The sequence below is a fragment of the Streptomyces sp. genome (assembly GCF_031178505.1).
In the GTDB taxonomy this organism is placed as follows: Bacteria; Actinomycetota; Actinomycetes; order Streptomycetales; family Streptomycetaceae; genus Streptomyces; species Streptomyces gulbargensis.
The window spans coordinates 1-14,099 of the sequence record NZ_JAPSIW010000095.1 but is presented as its reverse complement, the minus strand read 5'-3'; the positions used below and the strand labels follow the sequence as shown (position 1 = coordinate 14,099).

Sequence of the window (14,099 nt, the reverse complement as noted above, 5' to 3'; positions counted from 1 at the left end):
CGGGCGGGCCCCCCGCCGGCCGGGCCGGCCGGGCGGGGCGCCGCAGAGCGGACAGGGCTCCCGGACGAGGACGACCTCCTGCGGCCGGACGTCCAGGAAGCGGCCGAGCAGCCGGCGCAGGGCGCCGTGCGCGGCGAGGTACCGGGCCCGGTCCTCCTCGCGTACGAACGCGTTCCAGCGGGCCCGTTCCCCGGCGTCGAGCAGGTCGTACGCCCCGGGGTCCGGTGCCACCCGGACCAGCCAGAGCGAGGCCGCCGTGCCGTCGGCGACCGGTGGAACGTCCACGTCCGGCGTCTCGCCGGCGCGGAGGCCGCGCACGGGCAGCAGCTCGATGGTCATGCCACCCAGTCTGCCGGGCCGGCCGGCGGACCGTCAGAGCAGATCGCGCCGCTCCTGCTCGGTCACGGTCGGGGTGACGGGCGGGATCACCATCCGGCGGCGCCGCAGGATGCTCGTGTAGACCGCGGTCCCGATGATGCCGACCGCCATAAGGATCAGACCCACCAGATCGAGGTTGACTCCGTCGAGTTCCCAGTCGGCCGCGAAGGTGAGTATGGCCCCGACCGCGATCAGGATGATGCACAGTCTCAGACCCATGGTGTTCCTCCTCGGGGGTTGATGTGCCTCGGGTACCCCCGACCGGGCGGCCCATGCCCCGCCGCGGGGACAACGCGCCGGACGGCCCGTCAACCGCGGGGCGTGCCCGCCGTCCAGACCGTGCCCCGGGCCTCGTACTCCAGCATGGACTCGAGACCGAGCGCCGCGTCGACGCCGAGCTCCCGGCGGACCAGCCACAGCGCGAGGTCGAGTCCGGAGGTGACGCCCCCCGCGGTCACCAGGTCCCCGTCGTCCACCACCCTCGCCCGCTTCAGCACGCCGCCCTGACGCTCCAGGTCGGCGCGGGCCCGGTGGTGGGTCGTGCAGGGCCGGCCACGCGTCACCCCGGCGGCGGAGAGCAGCATGACGCCGGTGCAGAGGGCGGCGATCGTCAGGCCGGGACGGCGGGCCTCGGCCAGGGCGCGCGGCAGGGCGCCGCGCCGGATCTCGGCCCACACCCCCGGGTCGTCCCGCCGGGCGTAACCGCCGCCCGGCACCACGAGGAGGTCCGCCTCGCCGGGCGCCCAGCCGTGGTCCACGCGGAGGGTGGTCCCGAAGGCGGCGGTGATCGTCCCCGGTCCGTCCAGGGCGACGTACCGGACGTCCACCGCGCGGTCGGTGAAGAAGTCCGAGGCGGCGAACACCTCGTAGGGGGCGGCGAGGTCCAGCTCCTCCACGCCGGGGAACAGCACCACTTGGACGCGCAGCGGATCGCCGGTCCCGGGAGCGGGAGCGGGCACGGCGGCGGGGGCCGTGCCGCGCGCGGCGGCCGGGCTCGCGATGCCGGTCGCGAGGCCGGTGGCGCCGAGGGCGGTCGCGGTGCGCAGCAGGGTACGTCGGTTCACGCGGGTCACCTCTGAAGGTCGGTAGGGGTGCGGGGTGCGGCGAAGGGGCGGCGGTTCACGCGGTGTTCACGGTGCCGCGGCGCTCGTACTCGAGGACCTCCTCCGCGAACAGGGCGGTGTCCGGGCCGAGGAAGCGCTCGACGAGCCAGATGCCCAGGTCGATGCCCGAGGTGACGCCTCCGCAGGTCACCAGGTCGCCGTCGTCCACGACCCGGCCCGCGACCACGCGCCCGCCCTGCGCCCGCAGGTCCGCCAGGGCGATGTGGTGCGTGGTGCAGCGGCGCCCGGCGGTCAGACCGGCGGCGGAGAGCAGCATGGTGCCCGAGCAGACCGCCGCCATGACCAGGCCGTCCCGGCGGGCCGAGGCGAGGGCGCGGGGCAGGGTGCCGCGCGTGATCTCCCGCTGGAGACCGGACCCCTCGCCGTACCCGCCGCCGGGGACGATGATCACGTCGGCGGAGTGCGGTGACCAGGCGTCCCGGCAGAGGAGTTCCATGCCGGCGGAGGTGGTCACCCGGCGCGAGCCGCCGACGGTGACGAAGGACTGCGCGAGACGCTCCTCGCCGACGATGCCGAAGACCTCGATGTGACCGGCGAAGTCCTGCTCCTCGACGCCGTCGTAGAGCACGGTGTGCACGCGCAGCGGGCGTCCTGCGCGGGGCGGCGGCGGGGTGCGAGAAGGCATGACGAACCTCCGGGAAGACGGTGCGGAGTGGGAACGCGTCCAGTCTTCCGGGGCGCGGCGGGCGCCGACACCGGCGTCCGTGCCCCTGGTGCGCAAGATACGGCCAGGGGCACGAGCGGCCGGCCCCTCAGGCGCGGAAGGCGGCCCGGTACGCCGACGGTGTCGTCCCCACCTGGCGCGCGAAGTGGTGGCGGAGCGTCTCGACCGACCCGAACCCGGTCGCCTCCGCGACCCTGGTCATCGGCAGTCCCGTCGTCTCCAGGAGCTCCCGCGCGCGCTGCACGCGCTGGGCGAGCAGCCAGCGCAGCGGAGTCGTCCCCGTCTGGGCCCGGAAGTGCCGGGCCAGGCTGCGGCGGCTCATCATCGCGTGCGCGGCGATGTCGGCCAGGGTGAGCGGCTCACCGAGTTTCCCGCGCATCCACTCCAGGGTCGCGCCGAGGTCGGCGGAGTCCGTCTCCGGCGCCCGGTACTCGATGAACTGCGCCTGGCCGCCCGTGCGCTGGGGCGGCATGACCAGGACGCGCGCGGCCCCCGCCGCGACCGCCGCGCCGTGGTCCCGCCGCACCAGATGGAGGCAGAGGTCCAGGCCCGCGGCGATGCCGGCGGAGGTGAGCACCTGGCCCTCGTCCACGTACAGCACCGACGGGTCGACGACCGTGTCCGGGAACCGCTCCGCGAGGGCGTCGGCGAACCGCCAGTGGGTCGTCGCCCGGCGCCCGTCCAGGAGCCCGGCGTGCGCGAGGGCGAAGGCGCCCGTGCAGATCGACGCGATCCGGGCCCCGCCGGCCGCCGCCTCCCGCAGGATGCCGATCCCGCGCGGGTCCGGGGTCCGCTCGGCGGGTATCCCCGGGACGATCACCGTGTCCGCGTCGAGCGCCTCCTCCCAGCCGTACGAGGAGGAGATGCGGAAGGGGGTCGTCGGCCCCGCCGTCGCCACCGTGTCCCGGTCGGCACAGACGCGGACCTCGTACGCGGGCGTACCGTCCGGGGATTGGGGGATCGCGAACACCTGGCAGGGGATGGCGAGATCGAACGCCGACACACCGTCGAGTGCGAGAACCGCGACCACGTGCATACGCCCGGAGCGTACGGCATGACCGTGCCAGGCGGGCCGCCACCCCGGACCGCCGCCGGCCCCGACCGACGTTTCCCGGACGGTCCGTTCCCCCGGCGGCCGGTTTCCCCGGGCCGCGGGGACACGGCGCGGGCGGCCGGTCGTGCCGGGGGAGACCCGGAGGTACGGTGGCCGCGGGGCACCGGTGGCCGGCCCCGGCAGGTGACCGCCGACGACCGGGAGCCCCGGGCGCACCACCCCGGTGCCGCTGGGCCGGCTCCCGGCCCGGGCTCCCCGGCGAGACGCAGGAGAACCATGACGACCGACCGGACGACACCCCCGCCCGCGCGGCCGGCCGCTCCCGGGGCGGACCGGGAGGCGACGGAGCACGCCGGACCGCTGCTGGTGCACGCGAACTTCGCCTCGGACCTCGCGGTCGGGCTGCGGGCGACCGCCGTCCTCGGCCAGTGGGCCGAGCAGGCACCGCGCACGATGTGGCTGCTGCGGCCCGGGGACGTCCTCCTGACCCCCGTCCCGCTCCCCGGGGCCTTCCGGGAGTACGCGGCCCGCCTGCTCGGCCTGTCCGCCGGGGACGTGACCGTCGTCCCCGTGCCGCCGTGCCCCGGCGTCCCCTTCGCGGAGGCCGTCGAACGGGCCGGTCTGCTGCCCGCCGTACGGGAACTGGTGGCCGCCCGGCCGGGGATCGCCCTCCTGCCGACCGCCCTGGACGAGTCCGCGGCCGCCTTCGCCCGTGACCTCGGGATCCCGGTCACCCCGTACGGGCGGGAGGAGCCCACCCCGGAGGCGCTGAAGGTCACCTCGCGGCTCAACACGAAGTCCGGCTTCCGGGCCGTGGCGGCCGCGCTCGGCCTCCGCGTGCCCGAGGGCCGGGTCTGCCGCCACGCGGAGCTGGACGCGCTCGTGGCGCGCATGACCCGGGACCACCGCGCGGTCGTGGTGAAGCCCGACCGCTCCGCCGGAGGGCACGGCCTCACCTTCGTCCGGGCCGCCGCCCCCGGTGAGGCGCCGGGGCCGCTGTCCCTGCCACCCGTGGACGACACCTGGGTGGTGGAGGAGTGCGTGGACGTGGCCCACTCGCTCAGCACGCAGGCCTGGACGGGGCCCGCCCGGACGGAGGTCCTCTTCAGCGGCGAGATGCGCACCAGGGAGGGCTCGTTCACCGGCTACGAGGCCCCCCTGCGCGGACCGGCGGCCGAGGCGCGCGGCGAACTGGAGGGGTGGGCCCGGGCGTTCGGCGCTCACCTGGGACGGCACGGCTACGCCGGCCCGTTCTCCCTGGACGCCGTCGTGACCCGGCAGGGTGTCCTCCACGCCAACGAGAGCAACGTGCGGCGTACCGCCACCACCACCCCGCATGCCATGGTCACCCGGCTCGCGCGGGCGGCGGGCCGGGACGACCCGGCCTGGTGCATGGGCCGCCGGCGGGCCTCCGCCCCGTACACCTTCGAACAGACCGTCCGCCTCCTGGAGGACAGCGGACTCGGGTGGTCGGCCGGGCGGGGCGAGGGCGCGGTCCTGTACGCGGGCCCGCCCACCGACGGCCGCACCTGGCGCCATGTGACGATCGCCCCGTCCGGCTCCCGACTCGACGCCCTGGAGGAACGCCTGACGCGGGTACTGGGCCCCCTGGTCTGACCCGGCCGCCCGTTCAGTCCCCCGCGAGCGCGTCCGGCAGCAGGCTCCACCACGTGGCCAGCGTCTCCGCGCCCTGGGCCAGGGCCTCCACCTCGACGCTTTCGTCGCCGCTGTGCCACCGGTCCTCCAGCAGACCCGTGCCGTAGAACAGCACCGGGGCGCCGAGCGCCCGCGCGAGCTGGGCGGCCGGCGCGGCGCCCCCGTTGCGCATCCGGGCGACGGGCCGGTCCCGGCCCGCGCCGACGGCCCGCTCCAGGGCCCGGAAAGCCGGATGGCCGAGCGGCGTCGTGTAGGGGTCGGACCGGGTGCCGGGGAGGTCGAGCTCGTACGTGAAACCGGGGCCGACCCGAGCCGCCACCCACTCCCGCAGGCTCTCCGCGACCTCGTCCGCCCGCTGGTCCGGCACCAGTCGCAGGACGAGGCCGGCGGTGGCGGTGGCGGGCACGACGCCGAGGCCGGGGAGTCGGGGGTGCCCGCCGGACAGGCTGGTCACCTCGACGGCGGGCCGCAGCCACACCCGCTCCGTGATGCCGTACCCGGCCTCCCCGGGCGCGCCGAGCGCCCCGGTCCTGCGTGTCCACTCCCGCTCGTCCAGGTCCGCGCCGGCCAGCCGCGCCCGCTCGTGGTCCGGCGGCGACTCCACCCGGTCGTAGAAGCCGTCGAGGGTGATCCGTCCGTTCTCGTCGCGCAGCGAACCGAGGACGCGGCACAGTTCGGTCAGCGGGTTGCCGACGGCTCCGGCGACGGCCCCGTTGTGGACATCCGCCCGCGTCCCGCGCACCGTGAGCGTCGCGCTGACCGAGCCCCGCACCCCCGCGCAGACCGCCGGACGGTCCAGCGACCACAGCATCGTGTCGGAGACCATGACGACATCCGCGCGCAGCGCCTCGGCGTGCCGTTCCATGAGCTCTCCGAGATGGACGGAGCCGATCTCCTCCTCGCCCTCGACCAGGAACTTCAGGGTCACGGGCGGCGCGGAGTCCCCCGTGGCGGCGAGCCAGGCCCGCAGCGCCCACAGGTGGCACATCACCTGCCCCTTGGCGTCGGAGGCGCCCCGGCCGTGGAGCCGGCCCCCGCGCAGCACACCTGCGAACGGCGCGGTCTCGCGCCAGTCCTCCTCGATGACGGCGTTGACGTCGTGATGGCTGTAGACGAGCACGGTGGGCGCGTCGGGATCGGCGGCGGGCCGGCAGGCGTACACGGCCGGCAGCCCCTCGGTGGGCCACTCCTCGACCACCGGGAACCCGGCGCCGCGGAAGAAGGACCGGAGCAGACGGGCCGAGCGCGTCACCTCCACCGCGTGGTCGGGCAGGCAGGACAGGGACGGGACGCGGACCCACTCCGCCAGATCGGCGAGGACGGACTCCGTCTCGCGCCGGACCGCCGCGCGGAGCGTCCCGGGCGGAACGAGCGGGGCCGTCGACGCGGACGCTGCCGGATCGGGCGGGGGAGGGAGCGCTGTCATCGGGGACTCTCCACTTCGGGGCGAGGGCGAGGGCGAGGGCGAGGGCGGGGGACAGGGGCGGCGGTGCGGTGCGCCCGCCGGCCGTGCGCGCCGGCGCCGACCACGGGCGGCCCGGGGCCACCCGCACGCGAACGGCTCCGCCGGCGGCCGGACACCCCTGCGGTTTCCCGCGGCACCGGCGTCCCATCCGTGCCGCCCGTCTTTCCGCCCGGTCGGCCGCAGGCGTGACCCGGCACGGTGCGATCAGGTGATTTTTGCGGAATGCCCGTGTCCGTGTGGTTTGCCGCGTGTGGGGTGTTCTACGGTCGGCCTGCCCAGCCGTGTTCTTACCGATCTTCAGCGGAGTCCCCCATGGTCACCTCCACCGAGCCGCCCACCCTCGTTCCCGTGAAGAGGAGAAGCCGGGGGAGGGTCGTCGTGGACTGGCTGACCACGACCGACCACAAGAAGATCGGCCACCTCTACCTGATCACGTCGTTCGTGTTCTTCATCCTGGGCGGGATCCTCGCGCTGGTCATCCGGGCGGAGCTGGCCCGGCCCGGGCTCCAGCTCGTCTCGACGGAGCAGTACAACCAGGCGTTCACCCTGCACGGCACGGTGATGCTGCTGCTGTTCGCCACCCCGACCTTCGCCGGCTTCGCCAACGCGATCATGCCGCTGCAGATCGGCTCCCCGGACGTGGCGTTCCCGCGCCTGAACATGTTCTCGTACTGGCTGTTCCTCTTCGGCGGACTGATCGCGTTCGCCGGCATCTTCACCCCGCAGGGCACGGCCGACTTCGGCTGGACCGCGTACACGCCGCTCAGCGGGGGCGAGCGCACCCCGTACGTGGGCGGCGACATGTGGATCATGGGCCTGGCGCTCAGCGGTTTCGGGACGATCCTCGGCGCCGTCAACTTCATCACCACGATCATCTGCATGCGCGCGCCCGGCATGACGATGTTCCGGATGCCGATCTTCACCTGGAACATCCTGCTGACCTCGGTGCTCGTCCTGCTCGCCTTCCCCGTGCTCGCGGCGGCGCTCCTCGTGCTGGAGGCGGACCGGCAGTTCGGGGCCCACGTCTTCGACCCGGCCAACGGCGGCGCCCTGCTGTGGCAGCACCTCTTCTGGTTCTTCGGGCACCCCGAGGTCTACATCATCGCCCTGCCGTTCTTCGGCATCGTCACCGAGATCCTGCCGGTCTTCTCCCGCAAGCCGCTCTTCGGATACGTCGGCCTCATCGGCGCCACCATCGCGATCGCCGGCCTGTCGGTGACCGTGTGGGCGCACCACATGTTCGCCACCGGCGCGGTGCTGCTGCCGTTCTTCTCCTTCATGACGTTCCTGATCGCCGTGCCGACGGGCGTGAAGTTCTTCAACTGGATCGGCACCATGTGGAAGGGGTCGCTCTCCTTCGAGACGCCGATGCTGTGGTCGATCGGCTTCCTCGTCACCTTCCTCTTCGGCGGCCTGACCGGCATCATCCTCGCCTCGCCGCCGATGGACTTCCACGTCACCGACTCCTACTTCGTCGTCGCGCACTTCCACTACGTGGTCTTCGGCACCGTCGTCTTCGCGATGTTCGCCGGGTTCTACTTCTGGTGGCCGAAGATGACGGGCACGATGCTCGACGAACGCCTCGGCAAGATCCACTTCTGGTCGCTGTTCGTCGGCTTCCACGCCACGTTCCTCGTCCAGCACTGGCTGGGCGCGGAGGGCATGCCCCGCCGGTACGCGGACTACCTGAACGCCGACGGGTTCACCGCCCTCAACACGGTCTCGACCATCGGGGCGTTCCTGCTCGGCACCTCCACCCTGCCGTTCTTCTACAACGTCTGGAAGACCGCCCGCACGGCCCCGCGCGTCACCGTCGACGACCCCTGGGGCTTCGGCCGGTCCCTGGAGTGGGCCACCTCGTGCCCGCCGCCCCGCCACAACTTCGTGACGATGCCCCGCATCCGCTCGGAATCGCCCGCCTTCGACCTGAACTTCCCGAGCCTGGCGGCCCTCGCCCACGGTGGCGGACAGAAGCGCGACATCATCGACGACCCCGGCGCCGCCCAGAGCCCCACGCAGGGCAGCGGCCCCGACCGGGAGGCCTGACCCGCATGGCCGTGACCGGTCCGGGAGACCCGCAGGGTTCCACGAGCCGCCCCGGCGGGCCGCCCGTGGCCTCCGGGACGGGCGCCCGGGGGCACGACGCCCTCCGCGCGGAGGCGGCCGCCGGCATCGCCCGCATGGAGGGCTACCTCCTCGCCCAGCACGCCCGTACCGAGGCCGCCGAGGCGGGCGCCGCCTTCGCCGGCCGGTTCCCCTGGCTGGGGCCGCACGAGGCGGAGGAGATCGCCCGGGTCTTCGCCCAGGAGCACCTGGAGCTCCGGCGGCGGATGTTCCAGGCCGCCGTCGTCCGCGCCGACGAGCTCCGCCGCGAGTACAGCGGCCGCTACGCCTGCCTGCGGCGGCGCCTGGTCGCCACCTCCCTCGTCTCCGCCGCCGCCCTGGGCGCCGCGACGGCGCTCGTGTGGACGGCCCTGGCCCGGGCCGCGGGCTAGGAGAACGGCGGACGGAGAGCGGGACGGCGGCACCCGGCCCCGGGCCCGCTCCCAGACGGCACGACGGCGCCCCGGAAGGGCGGCGGTCCCGTGGGGCCGCTCACCCTCCGGGGCGCCGTGCCGTCGTATTCGTCCCGCACCGCGGCGGCAGGACGCGCGCGCCCGGCCCGCCGCTCAGGACACGAGCCGGCGCTGGAGCCAGTCGGCGGCCGTGCGGCGGAACTGCCGGCGGCTCTCGGCCCGCCGGAAGTCGTGCCCCTCGCCGGGCAGCAGGAGCAGTTCGGCCTCCAGGCCGCGCTCGCGGGCGGCGAGCACGATCTGCTCCGACTCCCCCGGCGGCACGTTGGTGTCGTGCGCGCCGTGCACCGCGAGCAGCGGCACCCGCAGGGCGTCGATGCGGCTCATCGGGGACAGGGCCTGGAGCAGCGCCCGGTCCCGCTCCGGATGGCCGTACTTGTGCGCGGCCGACTCCGCCAGCCACGGCTCCGTACCGGCGAAGAAGGTCCCGAAGTCGGACATGCCGCAGACGGTGACGCCCGTACGGAACAGGTCCGGGTGCCAGACGAGGGAGGCGAGGGTGAGATATCCGCCGTACGAATGACCCATGACCGCGAGGCGGCGCGGATCCGCGAGCCCCGCCTCGACGACGTGCGCCGCGCAGGCCGCCACGTCCTCGATGGCGTCGAACCGGCCCGTGCCCAGGTCGGCGTCCCGGAACGAACGGCCCCAGCCCGACGACCCCCTGACGTCGGGGGCGAAGACGTCGAGTCCCCGGCCGAGCAGCTCGTGGTACAGCGGGTCGAAGACCGGGCGCTCCTGCTCCTCGGGGCCGCCGTGGAGGTGGAGGACGCAAGGAGCCGGCTCGCCGGGCGGGCGGCCCGGCGCCCGGTGGTACCAGCCGCCGAGCAGCAGCCCGTCGCGGGCCGTCGGCCGCAGCGGAACCGGCCGCACCGGCGGCGGCCCCGGGGGCACGGTCTCCTCGTCCCGGGCCGACCACGGCGTGCGCACCGGAGGCGCCGCCCCCGGCACGTGCCACACCCCGGGCCGCCGCTGGGAGCCGGAGAGGGCGACGAGCATCCCGTACGCCCCCGCCGGCACGACGCGCGTGACCACCTCGTGGTCCAGCGGCACGGGCCGGGGCGCGGGCGGCGTGCCGTTCGGCGCGTCGACGGGCAGGGTCTCCAGCTCGCTCGTCCCGTGGACGTTCCACACCAGGGCCAGGTGTCCGCCGTGCTCCACGGCGGACAGCAGCTCCAGGTCGCACGCCTCGCGTGCGGCGTGCACGCGCAGCCCGGTCGCGGCCCCGGAAACGTCCAGGTCCAGGGCGAGCAGGGCGGCGAACTCCCGGTCGTGGTCGCTGCGCAGCCACAGCGTGCGGGCGTCGGCGGAGAAGCGGCCGATCCACGGGTCGCCGTCGGCGACCGGCAGGGTGCAGACGGGCGCGCGGTCCGCGAGGCGCACCACGACCGCCTCGCGACCGCCGCGCGGCCCGCGCCGCAGCAGGGCGAGGCGGCCGTCCGCGCTGAGGTCGCAGACCCTGAGCGTCGCCGCCTCGCTCTCCTCGGCCAGCAGGGCGGGGGCTGTCACACCGGCCGGGTCGAGCAGGTAGGCGGTCAGCACGTCCCGCACCGGCGGGCCGCCCTCCCCGCCGCCGTGCGCGCCGGCGTCGAGGAGGGTGGCGTGCCCGTCACGTGCCGTCCAGCCCGCGGGTCGCTCGGCGAGGTCGGCCGGGTCGGGCCGGCCGGAGGCGGGTTCGGCGATGGTGACCGCCAGCGCCGAGCCGTCCCGGGTCCAGCAGCCGAGGTACGCCGAGGAGCCCGCCTCCGCGCCGGCCAGGATCCTGCGGTCGGAGCCGTCCGGCCGGACGCACAGCACCCGGGTGTGTCCGCTTCCGCCCGGCGCGACCGTGTAGGCGATCCACCGGCCGTCCGGCGACCAGGACACCTCCGTCACATGGTCCGGGCCGGCGTCCAGCAGCCGGGCCTCCTCGCCGCCCAGCGGCGCCGTCCACAGCTGCGGCACGCCCCCGCGGTCGCAGATGAACGCCGCGTACTCCCCGCTCGGGTCCACCGACGGGTACCAGCAGGCGTGCGCCACCAGCCCCCTGGGCGTGTCCAGGGGGCCGGCCGCGGTGGCCAGCGGCTGGGCGGACGGGGCCGTGACGGTCCCCGCCGCGCCCTCCGCGGTCAGTCGATGCCGTGCGTCTGCAGCCATATCTCCAGCAGCGCGATCTGCCACAGGGCGTTGGCGCCCCGGTTCGTGCGGTGGTCGTCCGGTGCGGCCAGGAGCCGGGAGACGTACTCCTCCTGGAACAGCCCCCGCCCGCGCGCAGCCGGGGAGGTGAGGGCCTCCCGTACGCGTCCCAGGACGGGCGCGGCCATGTGGCGGATGGCGGGCACCGGGAAGTAGCCCTTCGGCCGGTCCACGACGCTCCTCGGGAGCACCGTGCGCCCGGCGTCCTTGAGGACGCCCTTGCCGCCCTGCGCGAGCTTCAGCTCGGGCGGGCAGGCGGCTGCCAGCTCCACCAGCTCGTGGTCGAGGAACGGCACCCGCGCCTCCAGACCCCAGTCCATGGTCATGTTGTCGACCCGCTTCACCGGGTCGTCGATCATCATGACGTGGGTCTCCGTGCGGAGCGCGGCGTCCAGGGCCGTCTCGGCGCCGGCTTCCGCCATGTGGCGGCGGATGTACTCCCGCGACGGGTCGCCGGGGGCCAGCATGTGCGGCTGGAGGATCTTCGCCAGCTCGGCGTGCGACCGGTCGGAGTAGACGTCGGCGTACCGCTCGGGTTCGTCCTCGCGCGGCACCTCGGCGAGGGCCGGGTACCAGTGGTAGCCGCCGAACACCTCGTCGGCGCCCTGGCCGCTCTGCACGACGCTCACGTCCTTGGAGACCTGCTCCGACAGGAGGTGGAAGGCCACCACGTCGTGGCTCGTCATCGGCTCGCTCATGGCGGCGACCGCGCCGTCGAGGGCGGTCGACACCCGGTCCGAGGGCACCATCAGCTGGTGGTGGTCGGTGTCGAAGTGACGGGCCACCTGGTCGGAGTAGTGGAACTCGTCGCCGTCCTCGCCGGCCTCCGACTCGAAGCCGACGCTGAAGGTGGCCAGGTCCTTCTGCCCCTCCTCGGCGAGGAGGGCGACGATCAGGCTGGAGTCGAGACCGCCCGAGAGCAGCACGCCCACCGGCACGTCGGCCACCATGCGCCGCCGCACGGCGGTGCGCAGCGACGCGAGGACGGCGTCCCGCCACTCCTCCGGGCCCATGCCGGCCAGGTCGGCGCGGCGGGTGTAGGAGGGCTGCCAGTAGCGGTGGTCCCGGTGCCGGCCGTCCGGTTCGATCACGCGGACCGTCGCGGGCGGGAGCTTGCGCACCCCGGCCAGGACGGTGCGCGGGGCGGGCACCGTGGACTGCCAGCTCATGTAGTGGTGAACGGCGACGGGGTCGAGCGAGGTGTCCACCTCGCCGCCCGCGAGGAGCGCGGGGAGGGTGGAGGCGAACCGCAGCCGGCCGGGCCGTTCCGCGAGGTACATCGGCTTGATGCCGAGCCGGTCCCGGGCGAGCACCACCCGGCCCGTGGCGTGCTCCGCGACGGCGATGGCGAACATCCCGGCGAAGTGCTCCACGAAGTCGGTGCCCCACTGCCGGTAGGCCTTGAGCACGACCTCGGTGTCCGAGGTGGTCTCGAAGCGGTGGCCCAGGCCGCGCAGCTCGTCGCGCAGCTGCTGGTAGTTGTAGATGCAGCCGTTGAAGACGCAGGTCAGGCCCGCCGCCTCGTCGGTGAGCGGCTGGGCCGCCCGCTCCGAGAGGTCGATGATCTTCAGCCGCCGGTGTCCGAACGCGACGGCGCCGCGGTTCCACAGTCCCCGGCCGTCGGGGCCGCGCGCCGCCAGCCGGTCGGTCATGCGCTCCACCGCGGCCAGGTCGGGCCGCCCTCCGTCGAAGCGGATCTCACCGCTCAGGCCGCACACGCCGGACCTCCCGGGACGTCGGCGACGCGCACAGGGCAGGGCTGGGCATCAGGGCGTTTTCGCATTCTGGGTCACTCCTCGGTGGTGCGGCGGTGCGTGTTCGTTCTCGTACGTTGTCGGGGGAGGCGCCGGCGGCTCAGGAGGCGCTGGCGGCCGGCCGGCCGTCCCAGCCGGCGGGGAGGGGGCGGACCCGGCGGCCGGCCCGGGCGGGCAGGAGCTTCTCGCCCCGCGTCTCGGCGAGGACGGCGTCCACGCCGGCGAGCAGGTCCTCCTCGGCGACCTTCGCGCGCAGCACCGCGGCGGCGCTGCCACGGGCCAGGGCGTCCTCCGCCAGGGAGAGCGTCGTCTCCCAGTCGCCGAACTCCTCCAGCGTCGGCCGGACCTTGCGCAGCAGGCTCCGCACCACGGCCGGGGCGGGCGCGGCGAGCCGGGTCTCCGGATCGACCAGGTCACCTTCGAGACCCGAGCGGGCGGCGCGCCAGGTGGCGGTGCGCAGCCACTCGTGGCGGCCGTCGCACCCCGCGTCACCGGCCTCCCGGACGGCGGCGCAGGCGTCGACCACCAGGGCCCGGAAGAGCGCGGCGATCAGGACGACGGTCTCCACCCGGGGGCAGGCGTCACAGACGCGCAGTTCCAGGGTGGGCAGGTGCGAGGAGGGCCGGATGTCGTGGTAGATCATGCCGGGATCGCTGATGACGCCGGAGCTGATCAGCTCCTGGATCGCGCGGTCGTACGCCTCCGCGTCGGCGAAGCACCCGGCGGGCCCCGAGGTGGGCCAGCGCTGCCACACCATGGTCCGCCAGCTCGCGTACCCGGTGTCGTTGCCGAGCCAGTAGGGGGAGCTCGCGGACAGGGCCAGGAGCACCGGCAGCCACGGACCGACGACGCACATCGCGCGTACCGCCGTGTCCCGGTCCGGTACGTCCACGTGCACCTGCGCGCCGCAGATCAACTGCTCGCCGACCAGTCGGCGGTACTCGTCCGTCATGTGCAGATAGCGCTCGTCGACGGTGGTCGGCACGGTTCCCAGCCGCGTCAGCGGCGCGGTCCCGACGGCCGCGACCGCGAGCCCCTGGGACGAGGCCGCCCGGTCGAGCCGCCGGCGCGAGGTGGACAGGTCGGCCCACAGATCCTGCAGGGACGCGTGCACCCCGCTGTTCGACTCCACGGCCGACTGGGCCAGCTCTCGCGTGTACGCGCCGGTGTACCGGGTCAGCCTGCTGAGGATCGAGTCGGCGCGGGGGACGAGTTCCCCGCTCTCGACGTCGATCACATGAAATTCTTCCTCGACC

12 protein-coding genes are annotated in these 14,099 nt (G+C 74.9%); 3 read left to right on the top strand and 9 right to left on the bottom strand.

Annotation, left to right across the window (positions count from 1 at the left end; genetic code table 11):
• From RIF68_RS09990 to RIF68_RS09970, 5 genes are all read right to left on the bottom strand, one after another.
• Positions 1-339 (bottom strand): 4'-phosphopantetheinyl transferase family protein (locus RIF68_RS09990; protein WP_375165684.1); only part of this gene is annotated, 339 nt, incomplete at its 3' end.
• 33 nt (positions 340-372) lie between these two features.
• Positions 373-597 (bottom strand): DUF6458 family protein, encoded by a 225-nt coding sequence (locus tag RIF68_RS09985; protein ID WP_309050801.1) that lies wholly within the window; start codon positions 595-597, stop codon positions 373-375.
• An 89-nt stretch (positions 598-686) separates the two neighbouring features.
• Positions 687-1,442 (bottom strand): DJ-1/PfpI family protein, encoded by a 756-nt coding sequence (locus RIF68_RS09980; protein ID WP_309050800.1) that lies wholly within the window; start codon positions 1,440-1,442, stop codon positions 687-689.
• 55 nt (positions 1,443-1,497) lie between these two features.
• Positions 1,498-2,127 carry a DJ-1/PfpI family protein gene (locus tag RIF68_RS09975; protein ID WP_309050799.1) on the bottom strand — a complete coding sequence of 210 codons (630 nt, stop codon included), beginning with the start codon at positions 2,125-2,127 and terminating at the stop codon, positions 1,498-1,500.
• 127 nt (positions 2,128-2,254) lie between these two features.
• On the bottom strand, positions 2,255-3,202 hold the full coding sequence (locus RIF68_RS09970; RefSeq protein ID WP_309050798.1) for a helix-turn-helix domain-containing protein: 948 nt from the start codon (positions 3,200-3,202) through the stop codon (positions 2,255-2,257).
• A 294-nt stretch (positions 3,203-3,496) separates the two neighbouring features.
• Between RIF68_RS09970 and RIF68_RS09965 the strand changes: the two genes are divergently transcribed.
• The gene (locus tag RIF68_RS09965; RefSeq protein WP_309050797.1) at positions 3,497-4,837 is read left to right on the top strand and encodes a peptide ligase PGM1-related protein; all 1,341 of its coding nucleotides are present in this window, start codon (positions 3,497-3,499) and stop codon (positions 4,835-4,837) included.
• Positions 4,838-4,850: 13 nt separating this feature from the next.
• On the opposite strand, the gene RIF68_RS09960 is transcribed toward RIF68_RS09965, so the two are convergent.
• Positions 4,851-6,302, bottom strand: coding sequence for a M20/M25/M40 family metallo-hydrolase (locus RIF68_RS09960; RefSeq protein ID WP_309050796.1), 1,452 nt, complete (start codon positions 6,300-6,302; stop codon positions 4,851-4,853).
• Positions 6,303-6,653: 351 nt separating this feature from the next.
• On the opposite strand from RIF68_RS09960, the gene ctaD reads away from it, so the two are divergent.
• Entirely contained in the window at positions 6,654-8,387 is a 1,734-nt protein-coding gene (gene ctaD / locus RIF68_RS09955; protein WP_309050795.1) for a cytochrome c oxidase subunit I, read from the top strand.
• 5 nt (positions 8,388-8,392) lie between these two features.
• Positions 8,393-8,836 (top strand): hypothetical protein, encoded by a 444-nt coding sequence (locus RIF68_RS09950; RefSeq protein WP_309050794.1) that lies wholly within the window; start codon positions 8,393-8,395, stop codon positions 8,834-8,836.
• A 174-nt stretch (positions 8,837-9,010) separates the two neighbouring features.
• Here the strand turns inward: RIF68_RS09950 and RIF68_RS09945 are convergent, their stop codons facing one another.
• The 3 genes from RIF68_RS09945 to RIF68_RS09935 form a co-directional block, all read right to left on the bottom strand.
• Entirely contained in the window at positions 9,011-11,050 is a 2,040-nt protein-coding gene (locus RIF68_RS09945) for an alpha/beta fold hydrolase (RefSeq protein WP_309050793.1), read from the bottom strand.
• Entirely contained in the window at positions 11,023-12,807 is a 1,785-nt protein-coding gene (locus RIF68_RS09940; protein WP_309050792.1) for an N-acetylglutaminylglutamine amidotransferase, read from the bottom strand. Before RIF68_RS09940 ends, RIF68_RS09945 begins: the two co-directional genes overlap by 28 nt.
• Before the next feature lie 136 nt (positions 12,808-12,943).
• A partial coding sequence (locus tag RIF68_RS09935) for a glutamate--cysteine ligase (protein ID WP_309050791.1) occupies positions 12,944-14,099 on the bottom strand: 1,156 nt, incomplete at its 5' end.